Here is a 25,155-nt window from a genome sequence, read left to right on the forward strand (position 1 = left end):
AAGAACCGCTAGTCCGGGAACCGCCGCGCGGTGAGCAGTTCCTCGATGTAGTGCACGGTCAACTCGACCTCGCGGCGCGACACCCCGAGCTGCTCGGCGACCTCGGGATAGGAATGCCCCGCGAGCACGGCTTCGATGACGCGCAGGTACTGCGCGCCGCGCTGTACGAGCCGCCGCACGTGGGTGCGCGCGATCGCCCACTCGGCCGCGAGCCGCGCGAACGCGTCCTCGCCGTGCGCCGCGAACTCCGCGTCCGCTCGCGCGACCGCGGCCTGCAGAAAGGAGAGCAGCATCGCCCGCTTTTCGACGAGCGAGCTCGGACCACGATCCGGCGACGACGACGTCAGCGTCGCGAGCGAGATCCAGCGATGATCACGGCGCGCGGTCGCGCGCTCGTACTCGGGACAGTCGCGCATGTAGTCGATCGCGGCGCGGCGCACGAGCATGCGCAGCCACGCCCCGAGCTCCGGCGGCGGATCCATCGCGCACAGCTTGATCACCGTCGCGAACGCGCGCGCGTGCAGGTTCTCGAGGACGCGCGTGACAATCTCGTGCGGCGTGTCCTCGTACGCGCGGAGCCGGCCGATCGGCTGGCGTGCCGCGATCGGCAACAAGACCGGAAACAGCGCGGCGGTCAGCGCGGGCCACGCGGCCTCGCCACGATCGGCGACCGCCCGGAACAGCGGCCAGAGCGCGTCCATCACGGGCCACCGTGCGCGGCCAGCCACGCGTTCGCGTCGGCGAGCTCGCGCTGCGTGAGCGGCAACGTCGATGTCGCGAAGCCGCTGGCGGCCGCCTTGACGAGCTCGCGTGCGCGCGTCCCCGACGACGCCTTGCCGAGCGCGAGCTGCACGCGCGCGCGGATGAAGGGCGGCAACCCCTTGCCAAGCTCGAGCGCGGTCTCGAGATCCGAGACGCTCGCCGGCTTGCCGAGCGCCTGCAGCGCGAGGTAGCGCCCGCAGAGCACCTCGGCGAGCGCCGGGTGCTTCGCGTTGACCTCTTTCCACGCCGCCTCGGCGCGCGCGAACGTCGCGAGCGCGGCTTCGGGCTGCCCGGCATGAACCTGCGCCGTGCCGAGGTTCGTCAGCGCCATTGCGATATCGCGATGCTTTTCGCCATACGCTCCCTCGGCGATCGCGAGGCTGCGCTGGAACTGCGCGACCGCCTCCGCGCCTCTCTGCGCGTACGTGTAGTCGCTGCCGAGGTTGCCGATCATGATCCCGACGTTCGGGTGTGCGGCGCCGAGCGCGGCCTCGGCGATCTCCGCCGCTTCGCGATGGGCGGCGATGCCACGGTCGAGGTCGCCCTTCATTGCGAGCGCGTTGCCCAGGCTCGACAGCGCCGCGGCGACCCGCCGATCGTGATCGCCGAACGCGGCGCGGCGCATCTTCACGGCGTGCTCGAACTGCGCTTCGGCCTCGGCGTTCTTGCCGAGCTGCCCGTATGCGCCGCCGAGGAACAGCATGATCTCGGTCTGCAGGTAGACGTCGTCGATGCGCTCCGCCGCGCCGAGCGCCGGCGCCTCCATCGCCACCGCCTGCTCGTGCTTGCCGCGGAGGTACGCGATGCGGACGAGGTTGACCCAGGCCTGCGCGCGCGTGCGATCGTCGCGCGCCGTCTCGGCGAGGCGGAGCGCCTCTTCGAGCGTCCGGGTCGCGTGGTCGTAGTCCGACGTCGCGAGCTGCGCCGCGCCCAGCGCCACGCGCGCCGCGGCGCGCAGGCTGACATCTCCGATTGCGTCCGCGCCCTTGACTGCTTCCTGCGTGAGCGGCAGCGCGTCGCGCGCCTTCCCGAGCTCGATCAGCGCGTGCGAGCGCGCGAACAGATCACGCACGGCCGAGACCGGCGGCGAATCGGGCACCGGCGCGCTTGCCGTCGGCGTCGCCGCCGTGCAGCGCGCGGGCGGCGGCAGGCTCTCCGTCGCGGCGACCGCGTTCAGCACAGTCGCGCGGTCGGCGTCATGGAACTGCGCGATCAACGCGCGCGCCCCGCGTGTCCGTTCGGTGAGGCACGCGAGCTCGAGCGCGAGCCGCTCGCGCTGCTGCGCTCCACACACGAGCTCGCGCGCGGCGTCGAGGTCCGTGGTCCAGCGGTCGAACGCGCGATCGATCCGCTCGAGTGTCTGCGGCGCGAAGCCGACGTCCAGCGCGGCGAATCGGCGATGGACGAGCGCCTTGGCCTCCGCCGTCCATGGGCTCGCGAGATCGGGGCTCGTCGCCGCGCAGAGCTTGCGCTGGCCGCGTAGCTCGCCGGCCTCGAACGCCGTCTCCGCTTCGCGCTCGGCCTCTCGCGCGCGCATGGCGTTTCGGATCGCGACGACGCCAACCGCGATCAGCGCGACGAGCGCCGCGCCGCCGAAGGTGACGAGCTTGCGATGCCTGCGGATCCAGTGCCCCACCAGATCACGGATCCGATACGCGCGCGACGAAAGGAGCTGCCCAGCCTGAAATCGTCGCAGCTCGGCCGCCACCTCGCCCGCGTCGGCATAACGCTCCGTGAGGTCCCGTGCCATCGCGCGCTCGACGATCACGCGTAGATCCGCGGGCACGCCGGGCGCGATCGCGCCGATCGCCGTGGGCGGGCGCGCGAGCACCTCGGCGACCAGCTCCTCGCTGTCGTGCGAGTGATCCCAGTACGGCGGCGCGCCTGCGATCAGGTTGTAGAGCAGCGCGCCGAGCGAGAATACGTCCGTGCGCTCATCGAGCTCTTCGCCGCGCGCCTGCTCGGGCGACATGAAGCACGGGGTGCCGAGGACCGCTCCCGCACGGGTGAACGCGGGGTTCGCGAGCGGGCCATCGGCTGCGCGCTCGTCGTCGACGCCGCCGTGCTGCTTTGCGAGGCCCCAGTCGATCACGACGGTCTCGCCGAACGCGCCGATCAGGACGTTCTGCGGCTTGAGGTCGCGATGGATCACGCCGCGCGAGTGCGCGTACGCGAGCGCCTCCGACACCGCGATCACGTGCGGCAGGAGCGTGAGCCGCGCGGCGAGCGTCCCGCGTTGCTCGATCGCTTGCGCGAGCGTCTCGCCCGGGACGAGCCGCATCGTGTAGAACGCCGTGCCGTCGGGCCACGTCGCGGCTTCGTAGATCGGCACGATGGCCGGGTGCTGCAGGCGCGCGGTGATCAAGGCTTCGCGCTCGAACCGCGCGCGCATCTCGGGCGACAGCACCTCCTTGAGCGCGACTTCGCGGCCAAGCCGGCGATCGTACGCGCGCGAGATCCGGCCCATGCCGCCGATGGCGATGGTCTCGCCGACCTCGAAGCTCGCTGGATCGGCGATCGGGGGAAGCGCGCGCGGCGCGCCCCGCTCGCGCAGCAACTGGAAGCACGTCTCGCAGCCCGCGACGTGCTCGTCGAGCGCATCCGACTCGGCGTCGGACAGACTGCTTTCGTCGCGCGCGAGCAGCAGGGTGACGTCGTCGCAGTCCATCCGAGCGACAAGGTGCCTAGGGCAGAGGGCTCGTGCTTGTCTCCTCCTCGACGCCTAGCACGCTTGGCGTGCGGCGATCAATTGTGAGAATATATACATGCCTAGCCTTGGCGCGGCACGGCAGCGAGCGCGCAGCGCTAGGGGTTGATCGGCACGGTGACCGGCACGTTGGTGATGTCGTAAGGCGCGTACCCCGGCGGCTGCACCGTGAACGACGTGTCGATCTGCCCGCGGACGGCACCACTTGCGTCGAGCGCGACCACCTGCCCCTCGTACGATTGGAGGGCGGCGAGGGGGCTACTCACGCCGAAGCCGGTGATGTCCTCGCCCGGTGCAGTCAGCGGCGGGTGCGTGCTCGCGCACGCGAAGCGGTCCGTGGTCAGCGGGTCCGAGGTGCCGGCGGTCCGGTAGCGGATCTCGACATCGCTGACGCCGAGCGCCTCGCAGCTCGGGTGTTCGCCGGCCGCGTTCTCCAGCCGCCACCCGAGCAGAAAGTAGTTCCCGCCGGGCGAGATCGGCGCCGTGACGGTCGTCTTGCCCTCGGCGATGTCGACGACGTACGGCAAGGACTCGCCATGGATGGTCTCGCCGAGCTCGCCGGTATTCTGAACCGTGAGCGCGTAGCGCCCGGTCGTCTCTTCGGACTGTGACTGACCATCGACCTCGCGTTCGACCGTGCCCACGCCGTAGACCGTCACCGTCGCGCTGCCGGCCGCGCAGTCGAACGAATTGACGAACGGACTGCCCGTGTCGGTATTGTACTCGTCGAGGCCCTGGGCGATCACGCGGACTTTCGGGAACGCGGCCGGGCAGCCGACCTCGCCGGTTGCGAAGTCCTTGATCGACCACGTCACGTTGACGTCGAACGGCTCGGCGCTGCTGCCGGTACATCCCATCGCGAACACACAGATCAAAACGCTCTTGCGCAACATCGCTCCTCCGGGTCCGGAGAGGCACGTCGGCAGGGGAGGCGACGGCACCACAAAAAATCTTTTCGACCCGTCGGGCTCAGCGTCGGCGCGCTCCGATCAGCCGTCGCAGCGCCTCGGCCAGCGTCGGGTAGGTGCGGCGCGATTGCATGTCGACGCCGAGATCCACCATCGTCTTCGCCACGCTCGGCCCGATCCCCGAGAGCAGCCCCGTCGCGCCGACGAGCTCCACGCTGCGCATCACGTTCGAAAGGTGCTGCGCCGCCTCCGCGTCGATCGTGTCCACGCCCGTCAAATCGAGGATCACCGCGCTCGATTGCCGGCCCACGACCTCGGTGAGCAGCCGTTCGAGCAGGACGCTCGCGCGGGCCTGGTCGATCGAGCCGATCATCGGAACGACGAGCACGCCTTGCCAGACCTCGATCACCGGGCTCGACAGCCCGACGATGGCCTGCTGCTGCGATTGGATCAGCGCGAGCTGCTCCTCGAGCCGCCGCTGGTTCTCCACGCGGTCGGTCACGTTTTCTGCCACGGAGTAGATGCGCGCCACTCGATCGCCGAACGTGCCGCGCACGGGGATGATCGTGTTGCGCCAGTGTGACGTGACAAACGACGTCTCGGAGATGAACTGCTCCCCGGCGAACGCCCGCTTCATGTCCGCCTTGAAATCCTCGCGGTTGCCGTAGAGCTCGTAGAGGTTTTTCCCGACGAGCTCGCCTGGCATGACACCGAGCTCCTTGAGGCCATTTCCAATGGACATCTGGCATGTCCCGTCCTCGTCCATGGCCCAGATCGCGAGGGGCAGCTCCGAGAGTGCGCGGATCAGGGCCTTGGCCTGGAACGTCTCTTCCGAGTTGTCGTTGGCGCGCAGCGAGAATCCGACGATCGCGGTGACGTCGCCGGCCGCGTCTCGTACGGGCGTGAGGCGACGTATCCAGTAGGACATGCCCTCGATGCTATCCCCGTAGAGCTCCTCCCCTGCGAGGGCACGCTCCGTCTCCTCGCGGGCGACCGATCCGGGGGGATAGATCTGGAGCGCATTCATGCCGACGAGCGCGCCCGGGGCGATTCCAAACTGGGCGAGCCCCTTGCCTTCCGAGACCAGGATCGTCCCATCCTTGGCGATCGACCAGAGGATCCCCTCGAATCGATCGAAGATCTTTCCGAGCAGCAAGGTCCGGAGCGCGACGGGCTCGTCTTTCGTGACGAGCGGCGTGAGCGGCGCTGGAATGTCTGCGCGCGGCTCCGCGGCGCCGTCCATCCGGACGCATACCCCGCCGGCGCCGGCTGTCCATACGGTCCAGCGTTTCGCCGTGCCCGCCGCGAGGCGCGCGGCAAAATTCGATTTCGTGGATTGTCCGCCCGCAACGGCCGCGCACGCCGACGAAACGACGCTGCGATCCGCCGTATCGAAGAGCGCGAGCAGCGACGGCGCCTCGCCGAGCTCCACGCGCGCCGCTTCATTTTGCGCCACCACCACGTCGCCTTCGACGAGCAGCAGTGGATCCGGACACCCGTCGAACACCGCGCCATGACGCGGGTGTATGTCCCCAATCATGGGGCCAGACGTAACAGAAGTCCCGGAAAAGCACAACCGAAGGCGCCGTCGCGGCGCTCCTGCGTCGGGGCGTGAGGAGCGCCAAATTTATGTCGCTTTTCAGAGCGGGTGCACCGGCTCGTGCGCCGCATTCTTACCGGCGAGGAAGCCGAAGACGAGGGCCGGGCCGATCGTCCCGCCCGCGCCCCAGTATCCGCGGCCGGCCGGGGATGCAATGCAATTGACGGCGCCGAAGAGGCCGGGCTCTCCGTGCCGTCGGGGCGGAGCACGTGCCCGTCCGTCCCGACGATCGGGCCGCCGCAGGTATCGAGCGTCCCGGCCCCGAGGATCACCGCATCATAAGGCCAGCTCGTCGAGGGATCCAGAATGCGCCGCCCGATATGGAGGCGGTCCCTCCGGGCTGCGGGCCCGCCTCCAGCAAGAGCACCGATACGTTTTCGCGCACCGCCGCCACCGCCGCCGCGAGCGCCGCGCCCCCAGCCCCGACGAGCACCACGTCCGCATCATCGTGCCAAGTCATGCAAGTCCTCCTTGTTCGAGGATCGGGTCCATGCTCCCCCACGATTGCTCAATCTATCCGATTCCGTCTCCGCACCGTGGAGAACTTCCGTCCGAGGAGCACGATTTTGTCCTGTTGCCATTCTGTGCCAGCGGCGCGCGGCCCGGGTGGCAGGGGTGCCAGGGTGTTTTCGGCAAAGATCACGAAACGCCAGGTCTGCCGGCTGGAACGGCCCTTGCCGTGCCGGAGGATCGAGGTGTCCATGGCCAGGTCCAATCGAGTCGATCGAATCTTGCGTCACGTCCTTTCTCTCTCGATCGCGCCCGCCGCCGTCGCGTGCGGGATCGACACCGACGGCTTCACCGCCGTCACGTGCGGGTCCGAGCGTTACCTCTCCGATTTGCATGCTGCCGAGGAGCTCGATTTCATGCAGCTCGTCGACATCGGCGAGGGACCGTCGGATGAGCCGCGCGTGATGACGACCTTCGGGACGAAGTGCGGCTCCGCGAGCAACGTCGCCATGTGCGAGGCAGCGATTGCCGCCGCCACGTCCACAAAGGGGTTTCGCCTGGGTCAGTGCGTCGATTCTTGTCCGCGCCACATCCTGATCACGAACAAGGGCGACGAGGTCGAGGTCCTCGATACGAAGGAGGCCGTCCTCGCCTTGATCGGACCCATCGATACAGCGGGCGAGGCCGTGCTCGCCGCCGAGCTCGCGGAGTATCACGTCGCCTGCAACAACACGGAGGAGGGCGGCGTCCGGGCCGCGGGCTCCGGCTTCGAGGTCCTCGGCACGAGGTACACCGAGATCTGCGATCCCCTCGTGCGCGAGCTTTACCTCCTCGGCATCAACGCGGACGGGAATGCGCAGGAGATCGATTCGGAGGTCATCGAATCGTCCAGCGCCTGCATTGGCCGGCGCCCCGCGGGGCTCGCGCGTCGCAAGGCCTGCGGCTCGACCCGCGTCGGCGCGTACCTCGCGAGCGTCGCGCACCTGGAAGCCGCGAGCGTCGACGCATTCGAGGCCCTCGCCGCGGAGCTCGCCCACCACGGCGCGCCGCGCACGCTCGTCGAACGCGCCGGCATCGCCCGACGCGACGAGGTCCGGCACGCGCGGGTGATGCGCAAGCTCGCGTCGCGCCACGGCGGCCTGTTCCGCGCCCCGAGCGTGGAAAAACAAGCGCCGCGCTCCCTCGAGGCCATCGCGCTCGACAATGCCGTCGAGGGCTGCGTGCGCGAGACGTTCGGCGCGCTCGTCGGCATGTGGCAAGCGCGCGCCGCGAAGGATCCCGCGGTCCGCCGCGCGATGCGCCGGATCGCGCTCGACGAGGCCCGCCACGCCTCGCTCGCGTGGGCCATCGACGAATGGATTCGCCCGAGGCTCGACGCCGCGGCGCGAGAACGGGTGGAAGCCGCGCGCCGGAACACCCTCGAAATCGTGGCCGCCGAGGCGCGCGCTGGAAATGACCCCGAGCTCGTCTCGACCCTCGGCCTCCCCGACGGCGCGGCCGGCGAGCGGCTCGCGCGGCATTTCGAGGTCGCCGTGCTCGCGCTCTCCGCGTGATCGGTGGACGGGCTCGCGGGGCGGGCGCGCGGCCCGTGCCCGACGTGGTGGTCGTCGGCCCGCGCGACGGCGTGGAAATCCCCGAGGGCGCGGAGAGGGTCTGATCCGTTGCGTGCGCTCGGGCCTTCGCCTCGCCGCCGCCTTCGTGTACAATGCGCCCCGCATGCGCGGCGCCATCCTCTTCAACGGCAATGCCGAGTCCGACGAATGGCTCATTCGGGCCGCGGCCCCATTCCTCGCGACGTCCCGGCACAGGGACCCGGCCATCGCCGCTGCGCGCCGCACCCTGCTCGTGACGGCCGGCTGGGCCGAGCACGAGTACGACGAGGCGCACGTCAAGCGCGCGCTCAACGCCGCGGGCTTCCCTTCGGTCTTCGAAAACGGCTTCGACCGCGCGCACGAAAACCTCTCCTTGCTGACCGAGCTCGACGGCGTCCTCGCCGAGGCGCCCGAGCTCGCCGAGGCGTTCCGCGAGCTGCGCCGCGCCGAGGCCACCGCGCGCAGGTTTTACCTCGAGCACAACGCGCACACGATCGACCTCTTCCGCCGCACGTTGCGCGAGGCGAAATCCGAGGCGCCCGATACCGATCTCCAGAGCCTGCTCGCCGACATGACGCACCCCACGGGCCCGCGCGCGCTCGCCCGCCACGCCCTCGCGCGTGAGCTCCGGCGCGCCTTCCACACGCTCGAATCGAACGACGACCACCTCTTCGAGCTCTTCGGCGATATCGAGCGCCGCGCCTTCGACGCCGCCGGCGCCCTCTATCACCCGGCCTTCCGCGCCGCCAAGGAGCGCCTCGAGGCGCGCATCCTCTCCGCGAGCAACATCTTCCTCTTCGGCGGCCGGCTCGACCTCTTGCTCGGCGCGCTCCGCTTCTTCCGCCTGCGCGACGTCTTTGTCGAGGCCCTGCGCCGCGGCGCGCAGATCGTCGCCGTCTCCGCGGGCGCCATGGTCCTCTGCGAGCGCGTCATCGTGTACGACGATTTCGCCGAGACCCCGCGCGATTTCCAGCTCTACGATCGCGGCCTCGGCATCGTGCAGGACATCCAGATCTTCCCCCATTGCATGGAGCGCATTCAAACGGACGAACCCGACAACCTCGCGTACCTCGCGCGGAGGTTCCGCCATCACGCGTGCGTCGGCCTGAACCAGCGCTCGCTGCTCCTCTTCGACCTCTCGCCGCGCCGGGCCGTGAGCGTCGGCGCGGGCGACGGCGTGTACGTCTTCGGCCCCGACGGGAGAAAGCGCTGCCATCGCGCCGGCGAGGAGGTCGCGATCTCGTGAAGGGCATGGGCGTCGGGAAAAACCGGATGTTTTCGTTCCTCGGCCACTGGTTCACCATCGCGCCGGTCGCGCGCCACACGCTCGCGCCCCGCCGCGTCTCGGCGTCGGTGCCGTTTCAGCTCACGGTCCCGGACGCGAAATACGGCGAGGTCCGCCTCTCGGGCCGATTGCATCACGCGCCGTCGGAGACGCTGCTCGTCGTCGTCCACGGCCTCGGGGGCGACGTGCGCAGCCATTACGTGCTCACGGCCGCCGGCGCCGCCGAGGCGGCCGGGATCGCGAGCCTGCGCGTGAACCTGCGCGGCTCCGACCGCACGGGCGAGGACATCTACCACGCCGCCATCACCCAGGACCTCCACGCGACCCTCGCGAGCGCGGAGCTTTCCCGTTATTCACGCATCTTGCTCCTCGGATACTCGCTCGGCGGGCACATCGTCCTCCGCGCCGCGACCGAATCGACCCTCGACGCCCGCGTCCGCGCCGTCGCCGCGGTTTGTCCGCCGCTCGACCTCTTCATTGGCGCCCGCGCCATCGACGAGCCCACGCGGCTCGTGTATCGACGCCACATCCTCGCGGCCATCAAGGAGATCTACGCCGAGGTCGCCGGCCGCCGCCCCGTCCCCTTGCCGCTCCCCGAGGCGCGCCGCATCGCCACGATCCGCGACTGGGACGAGCACATCGTGGCGCCGCGCTTCGGCTTCCGCGGCGCGGACCATTATTACGGGGAATCGAGCGTCGCGCCGCGGCTCGCGGAGATCGGCGTCCCCTCGCTCGTCGTGGCCGCCGAGCACGACCCCATGGTCCCGGCCCACACGCTCGTGCCCATTCTGTCCGGCGCGCGCCCGCCGCTCGAGGTGCGCTGGATCGATCGCGGCGGGCACGTCGGTTTTCCGGCCCGCGTCGACCTCGGTTTTTCCGGGCCGAGCGGGCTCGAAGATCAAGTCGTCGCGTGGCTCCTCGATCGCGCAGGCGCTTGAGCCGTCACTTGCACGTCCCCTCCATGTCCTCGCCGAAGCAGGCCACGTTGCACGGGCAGATGCTCGCGCCTTCGCAAACGCCCTGCACGCAATCCAGGTCGGACCAGCACTTTCCCGGGTCGAGCGGCTTCGGCTTGCAGCGGGTCGCGACGCACGTGAACGTGAGCGGGCAATCCAAGGTCTTCTCGCAACAGCCGTTCAGGCCCGGGCACGTCGCCAGATCGACCGTGCCCGGAGGACATTTCCACCCTGAGGACGTGCAGATCGGCTCCCCGCTCGCCGTGGCTTGACAGGAGATCGCGCATTTCGGCTCCTCGCCGTTGCACATGATGGGGGGGGCTCCGCCCGTGCCGCCGCTGCTGGCCGTGCTGCCGCTGCTGCCGCCCCCTTGTCCGCCCGTGCCGCCGCTGCCCACGCTGCTGCTGCTGGCGCTGCCGCCGCCCTTGCCGCCGCTGCCGCCTTCCCCCGTGTTTTCACCCCCTTCGCCCCCGTTCCCCGAGGGCGGCTGATAACTCCCGAGCGCGCACGCAGTGAGCCCCAAGGACACGATCGCGATCGAAACGAAGCCAAGTCGATACATCATGCCCCGATTGTATCACGGAGCCGTGCGCGATCCCATCCCGTGAGACGGGTGCGACGCGAGTCACGGGAGGCACACCCCCGGCTTGTCCGGCATGACGCAATCCGCGCCGCACGGGCAAACCTGGGCCCCGATGCAATGCGGCGTCGCGGCGGGGCAATCGTCGTCGACGAAGCAGTTCGGGGACGCCAGCTTCTCCTTGCAGCGGTCATTGATGCACCTCGTCCCGATCGGACAGGGTGACCGCGGCACGTCCGAACAGCATCCGCCTGCGCCTTTGCAGACCGAGCGCTCGATCGTACCCATGGGGCAAACCCATTTCGAGTCGTGGCAGGTCGGCTCGACGACGACCTCCGCTTCGCAGTACTGCGTGCAGCCCTCCTTGGGGCCATCACACACCGACATATTCCCCCCGGATCCGCCATTGCCGCCCGTGCCGCCCCCGGTGGCCGCGCTGCCGCCGCTGCCGCCGGTTCCGCCATTTCCACCGCTGCCGACGCCGCTCGCAGTGGCCACCCCGCCACTGTCGCCGCCGCGGCCGCCGGTGCCCCCGCTGCTCGCGCCTTCACCCCCTTCGCCCCCGTTCCCCGACGGCGGCTGGTAACTGCCGAGCCCACAAGCCGCGACCCCTACGGCAACGATCGCGATGGACACGAAGCCAAATCGAAGGTTCATGCCTTCGAGCGTATCACGGAATGGCGAACGACCATATCACGGTGAGCGCCTTTCCCTCGAACGGCTGCACGTTCACCTGCCGGAACGCCCGGTCCACGCACGCCCCGACCTTCGTCCCCACGAATCGCTCGTCGAGCGAGACCGCCGAGACCGTGCCGTTCGGATCGAGGACGAGCGCGACCTTGCCGTTGCCCTTCGGCTGCTCCTCGTCCTCGCGCTTGCACGAGGCCGCGACCACCTTCGCTTGCGAGAGCTTCGAGTACGCCTCGCCGAGCACCACCGACCGCGCCACGGGCCCGCCGCGCGCCTGCGGCAATGCCGTCACCGGCCCCGTGAGCCCGGGCTCGACCACGGGCGGCGGGATGTTCTCGGTCTCGCGGAGGAGGTCTTCGAGCGGCTCGGGCAGCTTCGCGTTGTCGCGCTCCTGCTTGACGATGTACTCGTCGAGCTGGCGCACGACGCTCGAATCGAGCGCCGTGGGCTCCTTCTGCGCCGAAGGCGACGCCTTCGCCTGGAGCGCGAGCGAGCCCTGCACGAGCTTCAGCGCCGTGAGCGCCGCCTTCGCCTCGGCCGCGCTCTTCTCGGCCTCCTTTTGCCCCGAGATGGCCCGCTCCCGGTCGGCCTGCGCCTTCGCCTCGCGCGCGAGCGCGAGCGCCCGATCCGCTTGCGCCAGCGCCGTGTCCGCCTCGGCCTGCGCGCGCTTGGCCTCGAGGTCGACGTACACCGTCCCCGCCCCGAGCGCGATGGCGCCGGCGAGGATACCCACGACGCCCACGATGATGCGGCTCCGCTGCGCCGCCGAGACGCTGGCCGCGTAAAACCGTTTCGGAGCGCCTTCGAGGCGGATCTGCCGCACCCGCAGGATCTCTTCGAGCAGGAGCAGGCGCCGCCTGCGCCAGAGCAGCTCGGGGTCGGGTTTTTCCTCCCAAACCCGCGCAGCGTCCTCGAAATCCTCGATGACGAGCCGCTCCTCGCGCTCGCTCGCGACCCAGTCCCGGAGCCTGCCCCAGTGCACGAGCAGCGCCTCGTGCGCGAGCGTCACGAGCTCGACCTCGCCGTCCTTGCGGCGCTCCGTCTCGCGCAGGACGAGCCGCGCCTCCGAGAAGATCTGCACGACCGCGCGCGCCTCGGGGCCGATCTCGCGCACGAGATCGCCGATCGGCCGCGTCATGCGCGCCCCCGCGGGCGTCGTGAGCGAGAGCAGGACGCGCTGCACCACGCGCTCGGTGCCCGCCTCCTTCACCGCGCGATCCAAGGTCTCGTTCGCGTGCCGCGAGAGCGCCCCGGAGAACTCGATCGCGCGGAGCGACGAACGCGTGACGAGCCTGTTCGCGCGATCGCGGCTGCGCCAGAGCTCGCGCAGCGCGAACTCGACGAGCGGCATCGATCCGGCCGTCGTCTCCAGCGCTTCGAGCAGCTCCTTGCGCAGCCGCGGATCCTCGAACGTGTAGCCGTAGCTCTCGAACGCCGCGTCGATGACCTCGCCCCACGCGGCCGATCCGAGCGGCGAGACGAGCACCGCGCCGCGCGTGATCACGCGGCCCACCTGCTCGTGCGCGAGGATCGGATCGAGCAGGTCGCGCCGCGCCGTCACCACGACGCGCAGGCCCGGCCAGGGCCGCTCGCCGAGCCGCGCGAGCAGATCGAGCGTCCACGTCTGGCTCTTGCCGCCGGGGCCCTGCGCGAGCGTGGCGATCTCTTCGAGCTGATCGACGAGCAGCACGAGCCCGCGCTTGCCCTGCGAGAGCCACGCCTCGACCCGCGCGGCCGCCTCCTCGGGCGATCGCCGCGGATCGATGCCCATGTGAAAGAGCGCCGTCGTGAGGACCTGCCGCGGATCGGTGCCCGGCGAGATCAGCACGGTCTCCCATTGCCGCGGTCCGCCGAGCGCGCCGTCGGCGATCGCGGGCAGGATGCCGGCGCGCGCGAGGCTCGATTTGCCGCTCCCGCTCGGGCCGAGCAGCGCCGCGAGCCCGCGCGTGCGCAAGACCTCGAGCGCCGCCGCGACCTCGACCCGGCGGCCGAAGAACACGTCGCGATGCTCCCTCTCGAAGCGCTCGAGCCCGCGAAACGGCCCGTCCTCCTCCGGCGGCAGCGCGCGCCTCCGACCGACGAGCGCGCTGCGAATGCGTTCGAGCTCGATCGCCACGATCTCGGCCGATCGAGGCCGCTCTTCCGGCTCGGCGGCGAGCAGCGCGTCCACGAGATCGCCGAGCGAGGCCGGGATCTCCGACACCAGCTCGGCGACGCGCGGCGGCTTCTTTCGCCCGTGAAGGACCTCCTCGTCGAGCGAGCCCCGGCCCGCCGCGGGCGTCCGACCGACGAGGCACACGAAGAGCACCGCGCCGAGCGCATAGAGGTCACTCGCGCTCGTCGCGGGCGAGAGGTCACGCCAGCAGACAGGATCGACGAACCCGCGTTTGCCCCCGATCGCTTCGAGCGGCGAGCGAAATCCCCGATCGCTCGGGCGGTCGCCCGGCGTGCCGGGTGTGCTCGGGATCTTCGATCGCATCGAGGGAATGGTTTGTCCCGGCGTGTTCGTGGGCGACGCCGCGGAGATGCCGAAATCGATGAGCTTGTACGCCGCGGGCGTCCCGAGCAGGGCGACGTCGACGACCACGTTCGCGGGCGAGATGTCGCGGTGCACGAGCCCGGCGCCGTGGACCGCGACGAGCGCGGAGGCGATCGCGATGCCGGCGTCGATCGTCTCGCGCACCGAGAGCGTTTGCTTGTCGCGCAGCCGTTCGCCGAGCGACTCGCCCGCGACGTACTCCATCGCGAGCCCGATCACGCCGCGCGCCTCGTCGACGGGCAGCTGGTAGAAGCGCACGACGTTCGGGTGCTCGACGCGGCAGAGCCGCGCGGCCTCGTCGATGATCGCTTGTCTGCCGGCTTCGCCGCCCGCGTCGAGCGCAAAGAGCTTCACGGCCGAGAGCCGGAGCTTCGTCGTGCCTGCGGTCTCCTCGGCCAGCCAAACGGGCGCGAAGCCTCCTCGACCGAGCTGCCGGACGAGCCAGAACGCCCCGATGCGTCGCGCGGCATCGGGGAGATCGGTCAGCCGACGGACAGCTTCGGGCAGGGCGCTCGACATGCCAGGGAGGACATTGTCCCCAAGGCCAGGGGGGCGTGTCAAATGGAGCCGACGCGGGATCGAACTACGCGCGCGAGCGACGGAAGAGGTCCTCCAGGACGTCGACCCGATCGGCGGCGATGCAGAGCATCCAGTGGCTCACGCGATGGTCGGGAATGCCATACGCAATGAGGCGCAGCTTGCCGGAGAGCCCGCGCGGCGGCAGCGCGGTGCTGAAGACGGGCGTCGTCCGCGTCGCCGCCATCTCTGGCCGCGTCCGGGGCGCGTCTTCGAGCGGCTGCTGCTCGGGCCTGGTCCAGTGTGCGCGGCCGATCGGGCGCGGCGACGTCTCGCGCGGCAAGCCGGGCCGGTCCTCCAGGCTGAGATCGGCGCCCCAGAACGGCAGGTCTTTTTGTCGATGTTCCTTCGTATGCATGTCCGGCTCCCTTCTGGAAAATCACTTGGCTCCTGGCGGAATGAGCGCCACCTTGAGGATCCCGTCCGTGCGGGCATTGAAGAGGCGATACATCTCGGCGGTCTCCTCCAGCGGGACGCGATGGGTGATGAGCGCCTTCGGGTCGATGCGCCCCGCTCGGATGTGCTCGACGAGGCGGGGCATGTAGCGCTTGACGTCGCATTGCCCCGTCTTGATCGTCAGGCCCTTGTTCATCGCCGTGCCCACGTCCACGAGGTTCCACGGCGGCCCGTAGACGCCGATGATCGAGACCCGGCCGCCGCGCCGCACCGACTGGATCGACCAGTTCAGCGCCACGGGCGATCCGGCCTGGACGCGGAGGGTTTTGCCCAGGACGCCGTGCAAAAGCGACCCTTTCGCTTCGAGGCCGACCGCCTCGATGCACACGTCCGGGCCTCGACCGTCCGTCATTTCCAGGAGCCGCGAGACGACGTCGGGATGCTCCTTGAAATCGATGGTCTCCGCCTTGTTGTATTTCCGCGCGAACGCGAGGCGGTCCCAGACGGAATCGATGGCGATGACCCTGCGCGCGCCCTGAATCCATGCGCACCGCTGCGTGAAGAGCCCGACGGGGCCGCAGCCGAAGACGGCCACGGTGTCCTCGGGCGTGATGTCGCCCATCTCCGCCGCCTGGTATGCGGTGGGGAGGATATCCGAGAGAAACAGCACATCCTCTTCGGAGAGATCGTCCGGGATCTTCATCGGGCCGACGTCGGCGAACGGGACGCGCACGAGCTCCGCCTGTCCGCCCTGGTATCCGCCGGTCGTGTGGGAATATCCGAACACGCCGCCCACGACCTTCGTCAGCGGATTCGTGTTCTCGCAGAGCGAGGTCCGCTGGCGCTGGCAAAAGAAGCAGGTGCCGCAGGCGATGTTGAACGGCACGACGACGCGATCGCCGCGTTTCAGGCTTTGCACCGAGGGCCCGACCTCGTGGACGATGCCCGTGAACTCGTGGCCGAAGATCGTGCCGACGCGTGTATCGGGCACGTAGCCGTTGTACAGGTGCAGGTCAGAGCCGCAGATCGTCGCGCGCGTCACCCCGAGGACGATGTCGTTCGGATGTTCGATTTGCGGCTCGGGACTTTCCTCGACGCGGACCCGCCTGGGTCCATGGTACGTGAGTGCCAGCATGCGTGAACCCCCTCCCGAGGCTCACGAATGCAAGAGGCAGTCCGGCCGCCCGTGGACGAGCGCGATTTCGACGAGAATCGCGTCAGCCTGGAAATGCGGCCCGAGCGCGCGCTGAGCCCCGGCGCCGCGTCACTTCGCCGGCGGCGGCACGTCGAAGAAGAGCGACATGAAAAAGACCCGATCGTGGGTCCACCCCGAAGCATCCTCCCGGCTTCGGAGCATGAAGCCTGCGTCGAGGCGCGTCTGGGGCGAGAGCATGCGCGCGAGGCCGATCAGCGCTCGGTTCTGGTTCATGCCGAGCCCCGAGAGGTCCACGAGCACCTCGTCCCAGACGAACGGGAGCCATTTCGCGCCCTTCGGCGCGTAGTTGATCCGGAGCTGATTGCGATACCGATACCGCGTCTCCGTCTCGCGGAACCGGGCCTCGAAGCGGTTGCGGTCGTTCCACGTGAAATCGCCGATCCGCCCGAAAAAGTTCGGCTCGAACTCGAAGCGCGCCTCCTGGGCGAACGCGCCCGTCGCCAGACGATCGGCGTAGATCGTCCCGTGCACCCCGACGAACAGAAAATCGCTCAGGTAAAACAGGGGGCCCGCCCGGAGGAACGACTGGTGCAGGCCGCCGCTTCGGCCGTTCAGCCGCGACTCGGCGTAGACGCGCAGATCGATGCGGGGGAACGTCGGCTTGTCCGCCCGGACGATCGGGACGCGGTTCTCCGCCCAGAGCCAGACTTCATAATCGGCATGCGCCTCGGACGCGAGGCTGAGCGCGAGGAGGGCGGTGGGGACGGCGAGGGCGCGCTTCATGCCCGCAGTCGAGCCACAGGATTCGTTGGTGGTCAAGCGATCGGGCGCACCTAACCCCGATCGAGCACCGCGGACGTGCTTTGCCAGCTCCCGATGTCGCGCGGCACGAGGTTCGCTCCGCCACCACGCGCGTCCATGACGCGCACCCCCTCGTGCGTGAACGTGATGCCGACGAGCGGCGGCGCCCCCGCGTCCTTTTCGTAGTACGTCCGCCACGCCGGCGACGTCGAGCCCGCTTGCCTCCGCATCACCGAGGACAACGTCACGAGCCACGGCAGGCCCACCGGATCGAGCGCCATCGCCACCGGCCGATCCTTGGCCTCGACCTCCTCGGGGATCACCGCGCCGCGATCCAGGCCAAGGACAAAACCCTCGCCCGCGGCCCACGAGAGCCGCTCGCCGCTGCAGAGCGCCGCGAACAGCGCGGGTTTGTCCTGCACGCCCGTCGCGTACACCGTCGTCTGCCCGTCGTAGCTCGCGAACAGCGCGCGCCCGCGCGTGCCCTTCGCGTTCGCGCCCACGACGAGCATGCCGTACGGACCCGAGGAGAGCGCGATCACGTGGCCCGAGAGCGGCAGCGCGACGGGCGCGGACCACCCCTCGTCGTTCCACATCCAGAGCTCGGGCAAGCTGTCCTCGTCGCCCTCCACGGCGGCCGTGACGACGGCGAACGTCTGCCCGTCCCCGAGCGCGGCCTCGATCGGGCTCTCGCGAGGCGGCAACACGAGCGGCACGATCTGACCGGGCCGCACGAGGCGCACGTGCGAGGGGCCGACGAGCGCGAAGCCCGCGTGAGGACCCCGCACGACGAACGTCGTCGCGGCGACGATCGGCGCGTCCTTGGGCCCGACGGGGATGGGCATCGCGCGCGGACCCCAGAGGTACATCAGCCGCCCGCCGAAGCGCGCGAGCGCGCGACCGTCGGGCTGAAACGCGACGTTGCCGGGCCGGAGCGGCGGCAGCATCACGCCTTTGATCTCGACGGGCTGAAGCTCGACGATCTCCGCGGTCGGCTCCAGCGTCACGACGGGCGTCGCGAGCGCTTGCGTCGTGCGGAACGCGGTCGTCGCGCGGTCCTCGCGCGCGGCGCGGGCCTTCCAGCGCGCGGCCGCCGCTTCGAGCAGCGGCAAGAGCGCGTCGGCGAACGCGCGCGCGGAATCGAAGCGCGAGGGCGCCTCACGCGGGGCGAGCGCGCGCGCGGACTCCTCGTTTCGCAAGGGCTCGGGCAACGCGGGCGAGGCGCCTTTGCCGAGCACGCGATCGAGCTCGGTGAGCGCCGCGCGATCGGCGGCGAAGCCCGGGTGCAAGCGCGGCGCGGTCACGAGCGAACGGCGCTCGCCCGTCACGAGAAAGCCGTTGTCCCAGGGCCCGCGGCACCAGTGCTCGCCTCCGAGGACGAACCACACGACGGCGGCGAGCGCGTGCACGTCGGTCCACGGGCCGATGAGCGGGTTCTTCTCGCCGGGGCGCGAGAGCCACTGCTCGGTGCCTGCGTACTCGCGCGTCAGCGCGGCGATCGTGTAGGTCGCGTCGGCGACGCGCGCGATGCCGCAGTCGGCGATCTTCGGCGTCTCGTCGCCGACGGGCCCGACGATGAGCACGTTGTCGGGCTTGAGATCGCGGTGGATGATCCCCTCGTCGTGCAGCGCGAGCACGCCCTCCACGATGCCGCGGCAGAGGCGCAGGGCGCGGATCGGATCACATCCGTCGGGCGCGCGCGTGATGCGATCGCCGAGCGACGATCCATCGGGCCCGCCGTCGACGTATTCGAGGGCGAGCCACGGCAGCTTCACGGTCCGCCCGCGCACGTCGACGGGCGACTCGCCCATGCCGTAGAAGCCCACGACGAACTCGGTGGGCGGCGTGCGGTCCATGATGCGGCTCAGCGCCGTGGCCTCGCGCTGCGCGAGCTGACCGGCGAAGATCCCCTCTTGCATGAGGTCCGACACCATGGCCGGCTTCATGACCTTCACGGCGATGCGGGACGGACAGAGCGGCGAGAGCGCGCTCGAACGCTTGGCCGGATCGACCTCGGCGAGGAACACGCTCGACATGCCGCCCACGCCGAGCAGCCTGGCGAGGCGCGCACCCGTGGGGCTGCCCCACGCGTCCGAGAGCGGGGGCGCGCCGCGCGCGAGGTCGCGGAGATCGACGTCTTGGGAGCGCAGGAGCGGCATGCTCGGGGGCGATGGTAGGCGGGTGAGGCGGCGAGGTAAAGAGCGGGGAAGGGGGACGTCTTCGCACGCGCTCGTCCGGACGGGCTCATTTCTTCTTCGAGGCGGGCGGATCGATTCCGAGCAGACCGACGAATTCGTCGATCCGAAAATCGAGCTCGACGCCGCAAGGGAGGGGCACACGGCGGATGTGGTTTTCCTCCGCGATGTAGAGATGGTCTCCGAGCTGGTAGACGAGCAAGGCCGATGCGCTCCAATGGCCATGGCACCGGAACGAGACGCCGTTCGGCTCGTCCAGGAGCCCGCCGCTGCAGCGCTCGCACTGATCGGCGAAGACGCCCAGATCCACGGAGGGGCCGACGGTGGGCGGTAGGACGATTCTTACCTTCGTGGTGTCGCGGCAAAGCCTGTGGGGCAACCAATCGGTCTGCAGGCGGAGGTAGTCCGCGCCGGCCCTTTCATCGTCCTTGGGCAGCAGGACGCGCTGGACCACGGCCGGCACCTTCCGCCGGGGCGCCTTGGTTTTGCTGCAACGCTCGGACGGGCTGTCATCGAGGAATGCCCGCTGAAGCGGGGCGAGATCACGCTTGGGGATGTCCGTCTTCAGCTCCAGGCATTTGGTTTTCCGGCCGCCGCCCTCGGACCCTTTCCATTCGTGACCGTTGGTGGCGATGGCCAGATCCTTCCCGTCCGGCGTGACACGCAGATCGATCGTCTCGGGCTTTCCCTCTTTGCTGAGACAAACGATACGCACGTGCGTGGGTTCGGACGCCTCGGTCGAGCAGAGCTCCGGGACGGAGAACTCCGCGGCGAAGAAAGGGTCGGAGAAAGAGTGGTCCAGCGTGCCGATCACCAACGAGGGGCCGTGCCAGGGGTCGATGAAGGGCCGCGACGTGTACGAACCCTGAACGCCGATGTCCACGGTGACGGTCTCCAGACACGTGTCGGAAAACCCCTCGATCCAGGCATGGGCCGGGATGCTCATCGGGGCCTCTTCCATCCTGCGGTAAGGGTGCTCGTGGATCAGAACGAGCGCAGCCGCGAGCACGACGATTGCGCCGATCATCGCCGCCCACGCCTCGCGCTTCTCCGTCATCACGCCGCCGAACCTTTCTCTTGCGTATGAAGGCTAGGTGGGTGGAACGAAGAAGTAAAGCGCGGGGGATCGGGGAATTGTCCAATGCGGAGGCGGAAGCGGGAGCGCAAATGCGAACGCAAACGTGCGCATGATCCTCCCGGCGCTCGTCCGTCTCGAAGAACAGGGCACAGTGCTTGCTGGACATGCGAACCGCTGGAAGGGGCGCCGGTCCCGGAAGAACTCGAGCGGCTGCGCGATGCGGTGTGTGCGCGGAGGGGTCTGGAATCCGGTTGTAGATCCGGACGAGTTGTGAGATCCGTACTTTGTGGGCCTGGGTGGTGACGGGAGGTCCGGTCAGCGAGCCACGTTCGTGGGGCGTCTCCTCGCGGTCGCGGATGAAGGCGCGCTGGCTGCGGCGCGCACGGGAGTGGGGTGATGACGACCCGCCATGGGACGGCAGCGCCGCTCGACGACAAATTGCAGCGGACGGCCAAGGAGGAGCTTCACGATGACCATTACCATCACCGCCTTTGAGCGGTCACCCGATGGCGGCAGGGGACTGGCGCGTGATACGCGGGTTCGCTGGGCGCTTGAAGAAGTGGGCCTGCCTTACGAGGTTCGCTTTGTTTCGTTTCGCGCGATGAAGGAACCCGCGCATCTGGCGCTTCATCCTTTCGGCCAGATTCCGACGTATGAGGAAGGCGATCTCGCCCTGTTCGAGACGGGCGCGATCGTCTTCCATATTGCCCATCGCCATGCGGGCCTGCTGCCGGACGATGCCAACGCGCGGGCGCGCGCGATCACTTGGATGTTCGCCGCGCTCAACACGGTGGAGCCGCCGATCCTCGAGCTCGCAAACGCCAGACTCCTGGAGAGCGACAAGAGCTGGTTCGAGGAACGTCTGCCTCTGGTCGAGGATCGCGTCCGCAACCGGCTGAAACAACTTTCCGCTCGCCTGGGCGATGCCGAATGGCTCGACGGTGCATTCAGCGTGGGCGATCTGATGATGGTGTCGGTGCTGCTCAGGCTGAAACCCTCGGGCCTTCTGAACGAATTTCCGAACCTGGTCGCCTATGTCGCCCGCGGCGAAGCGCGGCCCGCCTACGAGCGGGCTTTCGACGCTCAATTGGCGGCTTACAGGGCAAGCCACCGACCGGCTGATTGAGACCGGCCTGGGGGCAGAGCAAGATCGCGCGGGGCCGGTACACCTGGAGTTGGGCGGATGGGACACGCGTGATGAAGACATCTACTCCGCCAGTTGATCTCGATCCGTTCTTGGAATGGGTTCGCGTCCGTAGCGAGCGCGCGTGGGCGGCGTGGCCTCAGCCGTCGCTGGAGACCTTCAAGCGCGCCCGCGTTGGCGGCTGTGCGTGGTGGCCAGGGACCCGCTGGCTGGGCGGGCTCACGGACGCTCAGATCGCCGCTGCCGAGCGGAAGTATGGTCTGCACTTTCCTGGGGACTACCGGACCTTCCTGCGAAGCCTGCACGCGCCGGATCGCCACATGTTCCATGCCGGTTTCGCGGACGAAACCCTCGTCGAGGACGAGGCACCATCGTTCTTCAACTGGCTCGCGGATGACGAACAGATCGCGGACGCGATCGAGTGGCCGCTCGAAGGCTTGGTGTTTGATGTCCTGAACAACAGTCTGTGGCGCGATGCATGGGGCCCGCATCCTTCGGACGAAGCGGAGGCTCGGCATAGACTTGCCGATGTGCTCGGCCGGGCGCCTTGCCTCGTTCCCGTGGTGGGGCACCGTTACTTGGTAGAGGCAGACACCCCGCGTGGATATCTTGTGCTCTCCGTCTACCAGTCAGACATCATCATCTACGCCCGGGATGTGCGGACCCTGCTCCTGGCCGAGTTGGCCGATTTGCTCGAAGTGCCCCATCCGCGCGGTGCTGGAAGCGTGACCGAAGCGGAATGGAAGGCAGCGAAGCGCATTCCTTTCTGGGGGGAGTTTGTCGAATGAAGTCGCGCTCGCCGCCGAACAAGACGATGGGCCACGCTGTCGGCATGCGAGGTCCTGCGCTACGAGAAGACGAACATACCGCCCAACAAGCCGTTGCTGACCGACGGTCCGGGCCCCTCGTCGTCACACCGTGGGCGTGGCCCCTCCATCGATGCGAAAGGTCGTGCCCGTCATGAAGTCCGTCAGCGGACTCGCGAGGAAACATACGGCCGCAGCGATATCGGCCGGCGTGCCGAGACGACCTACCGTTTGATGCACCATGTTCTTCAATACCCACGCGCGTCCTTCGGCGGGATCGGCCGAGCCTTGCTTGGCGGCGACCTCGCGGAACCACCCGTCGAGCGCGGGCGTCTCGATGAGCCCGGGCATGATGCCGTTCGACGTCACGCCGGTGCCGGCCAGGGCCTTCGACAAGCTCAGCGTGAAGTTGTTCAACGCCGCCTTCGATGCGCCGTACGGACCGAGCTGCGCATGAGGTGAGATCGCGTTGCGCGACGAGATCTGAATGACGCGGCCCCACCGCCGCTCCCGCATTCCCGGCACGAACGCCTGCACGAGCCGCACGGCAGGGAGCGTGTTGCTCTTGTATTCGTCGAGCCATTCCTCGAACGGCGCGTCGAACCACGACGCGTGGGCCATGTTCGTCGAGCCGCCCGCGTTGTTGACCAGGATGTCGATGCCGCCAAAGGCGCGCTCGGCGGCGTCGATGACGCGGCTTTGCCCCTCGGCGGTCGACAGGTCACCGATGGCAACGGCGGCGCGCCCTCCCGCCGTGGTGATCTCGTTCGCGACGGCCGCTGCGCGTTCGGCATTGCGACCGTGCACGACGACCGCGACGCCCTCGCGTGCCAAAAATCGCGCCACCTCCGCGCCGATGCCCGAGGTCGATCCGGTGACGAGCGCGCGCTTGTCTTTCAGGTGCAGGTCCATGATGTCCTCCCTATGCGCCAAGCATCGTGCGCAAAGCGCCCGCCCGCAAACCCGATCGCGCCACAAATGAATCGAATCACGCCAATGTCTCGGGTCGTCCCCTCCCAGGCGCGGAACGCCCGCGTGAAGGAGTCGATCTCGTCGAAGCCGAGCAGGAAGGCCGCCTGCACCTCGCCCGGGAGCACCTGAAGACGCTCGCGCTCGCCTGACGCCCGCTTCCACTCCCGCTGCGTGGCCATGCCCCACCGATTGACGTCCTCCGGTGCCGCGCAAGAGTGCGCGCATGCGATACCTCGCGCTCACCTGCGACTATGACGGCACGCTCGCCAAGCACGGCGCGGTCACCGACGAGGGTTTCGAAGCGCTGGAGCGCCTGCGCGCGACCGGCCGGAAGGTGATACTCGTGACCGGACGCGTGCTCGGCGACTTGTTGACCGTCCTCCCTCGCCCCGAGCTCTTCGATCGCATCGTCGCCGAGAACGGCGCGGTCCTTTATCGTCCCATCGGACGCGAGGAACGCGCCCTCGCGGAAGCGCCCCCGCCGTGGTTCGTCGATAGACTTCGCGAAGCGGGAGTGGCTCCTCTCTCTGTGGGTCGTGCCATCGTGGCGACAGATGCCTCGCAGGATCGTGCGGTGCTCGACGTGATTCGACGGAGTGGTCTCGAATTACGGATGGTGTATAACGAGGACGCATTGATGGTGCTCCCTGCGGAGGTCGGCAAAGGCAGCGGTCTCCGGGTCGCCTTGCAAGAGCTCGGAATGTCGCCGCACGAGGTCGTAGGCATTGGCAATGCCGAGAACGATCACGCATTCCTCGCGCTTTGCGAGTGCTCCGCGACGCCGGCCGACGCCGTTTCATCGCTCCGGGAGCGCGCGGACCTCGTGACGAAAGGCGAAAATGGGCGGGGGGTCGTCGAGCTCATCGACAAGCTCATCGACGACGACCTGCGCCACGTCGAGCCCCGCCTGACGCGCCGGCACGCGCTCCTCGGTACGACGGGCGACGGCGAGCCGCTGCTCATCCCTCCGTACGGAGGCAACGTCCTCGTGGTGGGCCCGTCCGGCAGCGGCAAGACGACATTCGCAATGGCGCTGCTCGAACGGCTGGCGGAGCAATCGTACCAGTTCATCGCCATCGATCCCGAGGGTGACTATTCTCGATTCGAAGACGCGATCGAGCTCGGGGACCTTCGTCGTCCACCGAGCATCGACGAAATTTTGCGCGTGCTCGACAACCCTGACACGGACGTATCGGTCAATCTCCTTGCCATCGAGCTCGGCGACAGGCCGGCGTTCCTCGAGCAGCTCTTCCCCCGGCTGCAATCGATGCGTGCGCGGACGGGTCGACCCCACTGGATCCTGATCGACGAGGCGCACCATGTCTGGCCGTCCGCTTGGGGACCCGTATCCCTCACGTTTCCGCAGGAGGTGGGCGAGCTCGTCCTCGTCACGCTCCATGCCGACGAGATTGCCGTCCCGATCCTCGAGCGTATCGACGTCGTGATCTCGGTCGGACCCTTGCCCGAACCGGAGCTCGTGGCCTTCAGCGTGGCGATCGGAGTTCCACCGCCTCGGGTGACCGAGCCTCCGCGTCCCGGGGACGTGCTCGTATGGAATCGCGGCGCGGGTCACCAGCCGCGCTGGGTGACGCCGGCGCCGGGGCGGGGGGAGCACCTGAGGCACCTTCGCAAGTACGCCGAGGGCAACCTTCGCGAGAAGAGCTTTTATTTCCGGGGCCCGGACGGTCGGCTGAACCTTCGTGCCCGTAACCTGGCCGTATTCGTCGAGATCGCAAACGGGGTCGACGACGAGACGTGGCTCTATCACCTCGCGCAGGGCGATTACACGCGCTGGTTCGCCAATGCGGTGAAGGACCCAGCCTTGGCAGCGACGGCCGAGGAGATCTCCGCGCGCACGGATCTCACGCCCCGGCAGAGCCGCGCGTTGATCTCCGAAGCCATCACGACACGCTATACGCTGCCTGCCAGGCCGTAGAAGTGCAAAGGGTTGTTTCGTTCTGT

Annotated in this window: 22 protein-coding genes; 6 read left to right on the forward strand and 16 right to left on the reverse strand. The window is 69.0% G+C overall.

Going from position 1 to position 25,155, the window contains the following annotated elements; genetic code table 11:
* Positions 1-8: 8 nt before the first annotated feature.
* The 6 genes from QHF85_RS27720 to QHF85_RS27745 form a co-directional block, all read right to left on the reverse strand.
* On the reverse strand, positions 9-704 hold the full coding sequence (locus tag QHF85_RS27720; RefSeq protein ID WP_281330343.1) for a hypothetical protein: 696 nt from the start codon (positions 702-704) through the stop codon (positions 9-11).
* Entirely contained in the window at positions 701-3,430 is a 2,730-nt protein-coding gene (locus QHF85_RS27725; RefSeq protein ID WP_281330344.1) for a serine/threonine-protein kinase, read from the reverse strand. Before QHF85_RS27725 ends, QHF85_RS27720 begins: the two co-directional genes overlap by 4 nt.
* Positions 3,431-3,567: 137 nt before the next feature.
* Entirely contained in the window at positions 3,568-4,362 is a 795-nt protein-coding gene (locus tag QHF85_RS27730) for a hypothetical protein (RefSeq protein ID WP_281330345.1), read from the reverse strand.
* Between the two features lie 76 nt (positions 4,363-4,438).
* Positions 4,439-5,917, reverse strand: a complete 1,479-nt coding sequence (locus QHF85_RS27735; RefSeq protein WP_281330346.1) for an STAS domain-containing protein — start codon at positions 5,915-5,917, stop codon at positions 4,439-4,441.
* Positions 5,918-6,245: 328 nt separating this feature from the next.
* Complete coding sequence (locus QHF85_RS27740) at positions 6,246-6,437, reverse strand: FAD-binding protein (protein WP_281330347.1); 192 nt, start codon at positions 6,435-6,437, stop codon at positions 6,246-6,248.
* Between the two features lie 48 nt (positions 6,438-6,485).
* A complete protein-coding gene (locus tag QHF85_RS27745) occupies positions 6,486-6,680 on the reverse strand; it encodes a hypothetical protein (RefSeq protein ID WP_281330348.1) in 195 nt (64 codons plus the stop codon).
* Here QHF85_RS27745 and QHF85_RS27750 point away from each other — a divergent pair.
* The 3 genes from QHF85_RS27750 (at position 6,679) to QHF85_RS27760 (ending at position 10,242) form a co-directional block, all read left to right on the forward strand.
* Positions 6,679-7,980: a ferritin-like domain-containing protein gene (locus QHF85_RS27750; protein WP_281330349.1), complete on the forward strand. Its 1,302-nt coding sequence runs from the start codon at positions 6,679-6,681 to the stop codon at positions 7,978-7,980. The genes QHF85_RS27745 and QHF85_RS27750 overlap by 2 nt on opposite strands.
* 112 nt (positions 7,981-8,092) lie before the next feature.
* Positions 8,093-9,265, forward strand: a complete 1,173-nt coding sequence (locus QHF85_RS27755; RefSeq protein ID WP_281330350.1) for a Type 1 glutamine amidotransferase-like domain-containing protein — start codon at positions 8,093-8,095, stop codon at positions 9,263-9,265.
* Positions 9,266-9,270: 5 nt separating this feature from the next.
* On the forward strand, positions 9,271-10,242 hold the full coding sequence (locus tag QHF85_RS27760) for an alpha/beta fold hydrolase (RefSeq protein WP_281330411.1): 972 nt from the start codon (positions 9,271-9,273) through the stop codon (positions 10,240-10,242).
* Positions 10,243-10,246: 4 nt separating this feature from the next.
* Here the strand turns inward: QHF85_RS27760 and QHF85_RS27765 are convergent, their stop codons facing one another.
* The 8 genes from QHF85_RS27765 to QHF85_RS27800 form a co-directional block, all read right to left on the reverse strand.
* Entirely contained in the window at positions 10,247-10,825 is a 579-nt protein-coding gene (locus QHF85_RS27765; RefSeq protein ID WP_281330351.1) for a hypothetical protein, read from the reverse strand.
* Positions 10,826-10,885: 60 nt separating this feature from the next.
* Complete coding sequence (locus QHF85_RS27770) at positions 10,886-11,497, reverse strand: hypothetical protein (RefSeq protein ID WP_281330352.1); 612 nt, start codon at positions 11,495-11,497, stop codon at positions 10,886-10,888.
* A 13-nt stretch (positions 11,498-11,510) separates the two neighbouring features.
* On the reverse strand, positions 11,511-14,588 hold the full coding sequence (locus QHF85_RS27775) for a serine/threonine-protein kinase (RefSeq protein ID WP_281330353.1): 3,078 nt from the start codon (positions 14,586-14,588) through the stop codon (positions 11,511-11,513).
* A 64-nt stretch (positions 14,589-14,652) separates the two neighbouring features.
* Positions 14,653-15,003 (reverse strand): hypothetical protein, encoded by a 351-nt coding sequence (locus QHF85_RS27780; protein ID WP_281330354.1) that lies wholly within the window; start codon positions 15,001-15,003, stop codon positions 14,653-14,655.
* A 21-nt stretch (positions 15,004-15,024) separates the two neighbouring features.
* Positions 15,025-16,176, reverse strand: coding sequence for a zinc-dependent alcohol dehydrogenase (locus QHF85_RS27785; protein WP_281330355.1), 1,152 nt, complete (start codon positions 16,174-16,176; stop codon positions 15,025-15,027).
* A gap of 129 nt (positions 16,177-16,305) precedes the next feature.
* Entirely contained in the window at positions 16,306-16,980 is a 675-nt protein-coding gene (locus QHF85_RS27790; RefSeq protein ID WP_281330356.1) for a DUF2490 domain-containing protein, read from the reverse strand.
* Positions 16,981-17,030: 50 nt separating this feature from the next.
* Positions 17,031-19,157, reverse strand: a complete 2,127-nt coding sequence (locus QHF85_RS27795; RefSeq protein WP_281330357.1) for a protein kinase — start codon at positions 19,155-19,157, stop codon at positions 17,031-17,033.
* An 85-nt stretch (positions 19,158-19,242) separates the two neighbouring features.
* Positions 19,243-20,253 (reverse strand): hypothetical protein, encoded by a 1,011-nt coding sequence (locus tag QHF85_RS27800; protein WP_281330358.1) that lies wholly within the window; start codon positions 20,251-20,253, stop codon positions 19,243-19,245.
* A 487-nt stretch (positions 20,254-20,740) separates the two neighbouring features.
* Here QHF85_RS27800 and QHF85_RS27805 point away from each other — a divergent pair, with 487 nt between their 5' ends.
* Positions 20,741-21,397, forward strand: coding sequence for a glutathione S-transferase family protein (locus QHF85_RS27805; RefSeq protein ID WP_281330359.1), 657 nt, complete (start codon positions 20,741-20,743; stop codon positions 21,395-21,397).
* A 71-nt stretch (positions 21,398-21,468) separates the two neighbouring features.
* Entirely contained in the window at positions 21,469-22,203 is a 735-nt protein-coding gene (locus QHF85_RS27810) for an SMI1/KNR4 family protein (RefSeq protein ID WP_281330360.1), read from the forward strand.
* Positions 22,204-22,326: 123 nt separating this feature from the next.
* Here QHF85_RS27810 and QHF85_RS27815 read toward each other — a convergent pair whose 3' ends face one another.
* Positions 22,327-23,133, reverse strand: coding sequence for an SDR family NAD(P)-dependent oxidoreductase (locus QHF85_RS27815; RefSeq protein ID WP_281330361.1), 807 nt, complete (start codon positions 23,131-23,133; stop codon positions 22,327-22,329).
* Complete coding sequence (locus QHF85_RS27820; RefSeq protein ID WP_281330362.1) at positions 23,118-23,372, reverse strand: hypothetical protein; 255 nt, start codon at positions 23,370-23,372, stop codon at positions 23,118-23,120. The genes QHF85_RS27815 and QHF85_RS27820 overlap by 16 nt, the downstream gene beginning before the upstream one ends.
* A gap of 44 nt (positions 23,373-23,416) precedes the next feature.
* Here QHF85_RS27820 and QHF85_RS27825 point away from each other — a divergent pair, with 44 nt between their 5' ends.
* Positions 23,417-25,129, forward strand: a complete 1,713-nt coding sequence (locus QHF85_RS27825; protein ID WP_281330363.1) for an HAD-IIB family hydrolase — start codon at positions 23,417-23,419, stop codon at positions 25,127-25,129.
* Positions 25,130-25,155 lie beyond the last annotated feature (26 nt).

It is taken from the genome of Polyangium sp. 6x1 (assembly GCF_029946515.1).
Taxonomy (GTDB): domain Bacteria; phylum Myxococcota_A; class Polyangia; order Polyangiales; family Polyangiaceae; genus Polyangium.

Bases quoted from the DNA above. Each gene is read 5' to 3' on its own strand.
- QHF85_RS27765 (WP_281330351.1), bottom strand. From the start codon at position 10,825: ATGATGTATCGACTTGGCTTCGTTTCGATCGCGATCGTGTCCTTGGGG.
- QHF85_RS27785 (WP_281330355.1), bottom strand. From the start codon at position 16,176: ATGCTGGCACTCACGTACCATGGACCCAGGCGGGTCCGCGTCGAGGAA.
- QHF85_RS27745 (WP_281330348.1), bottom strand. From the start codon at position 6,680: ATGGACACCTCGATCCTCCGGCACGGCAAGGGCCGTTCCAGCCGGCAG.
- QHF85_RS27825 (WP_281330363.1), top strand. From the start codon at position 23,417: ATGCGATACCTCGCGCTCACCTGCGACTATGACGGCACGCTCGCCAAG.
- QHF85_RS27795 (WP_281330357.1), bottom strand. From the start codon at position 19,157: ATGCCGCTCCTGCGCTCCCAAGACGTCGATCTCCGCGACCTCGCGCGC.
- QHF85_RS27760 (WP_281330411.1), top strand. From the start codon at position 9,271: ATGGGCGTCGGGAAAAACCGGATGTTTTCGTTCCTCGGCCACTGGTTC.
- QHF85_RS27740 (WP_281330347.1), bottom strand. From the start codon at position 6,437: ATGACTTGGCACGATGATGCGGACGTGGTGCTCGTCGGGGCTGGGGGC.
- QHF85_RS27780 (WP_281330354.1), bottom strand. From the start codon at position 15,003: ATGCATACGAAGGAACATCGACAAAAAGACCTGCCGTTCTGGGGCGCC.
- QHF85_RS27815 (WP_281330361.1), bottom strand. From the start codon at position 23,133: ATGGACCTGCACCTGAAAGACAAGCGCGCGCTCGTCACCGGATCGACC.
- QHF85_RS27810 (WP_281330360.1), top strand. From the start codon at position 21,469: ATGAAGACATCTACTCCGCCAGTTGATCTCGATCCGTTCTTGGAATGG.
- QHF85_RS27820 (WP_281330362.1), bottom strand. From the start codon at position 23,372: ATGGCCACGCAGCGGGAGTGGAAGCGGGCGTCAGGCGAGCGCGAGCGT.
- QHF85_RS27730 (WP_281330345.1), bottom strand. From the start codon at position 4,362: ATGTTGCGCAAGAGCGTTTTGATCTGTGTGTTCGCGATGGGATGTACC.
- QHF85_RS27775 (WP_281330353.1), bottom strand. From the start codon at position 14,588: ATGTCGAGCGCCCTGCCCGAAGCTGTCCGTCGGCTGACCGATCTCCCC.
- QHF85_RS27770 (WP_281330352.1), bottom strand. From the start codon at position 11,497: ATGAACCTTCGATTTGGCTTCGTGTCCATCGCGATCGTTGCCGTAGGG.
- QHF85_RS27750 (WP_281330349.1), top strand. From the start codon at position 6,679: ATGGCCAGGTCCAATCGAGTCGATCGAATCTTGCGTCACGTCCTTTCT.
- QHF85_RS27790 (WP_281330356.1), bottom strand. From the start codon at position 16,980: ATGAAGCGCGCCCTCGCCGTCCCCACCGCCCTCCTCGCGCTCAGCCTC.
- QHF85_RS27735 (WP_281330346.1), bottom strand. From the start codon at position 5,917: ATGATTGGGGACATACACCCGCGTCATGGCGCGGTGTTCGACGGGTGT.
- QHF85_RS27725 (WP_281330344.1), bottom strand. From the start codon at position 3,430: ATGGACTGCGACGACGTCACCCTGCTGCTCGCGCGCGACGAAAGCAGT.
- QHF85_RS27805 (WP_281330359.1), top strand. From the start codon at position 20,741: ATGACCATTACCATCACCGCCTTTGAGCGGTCACCCGATGGCGGCAGG.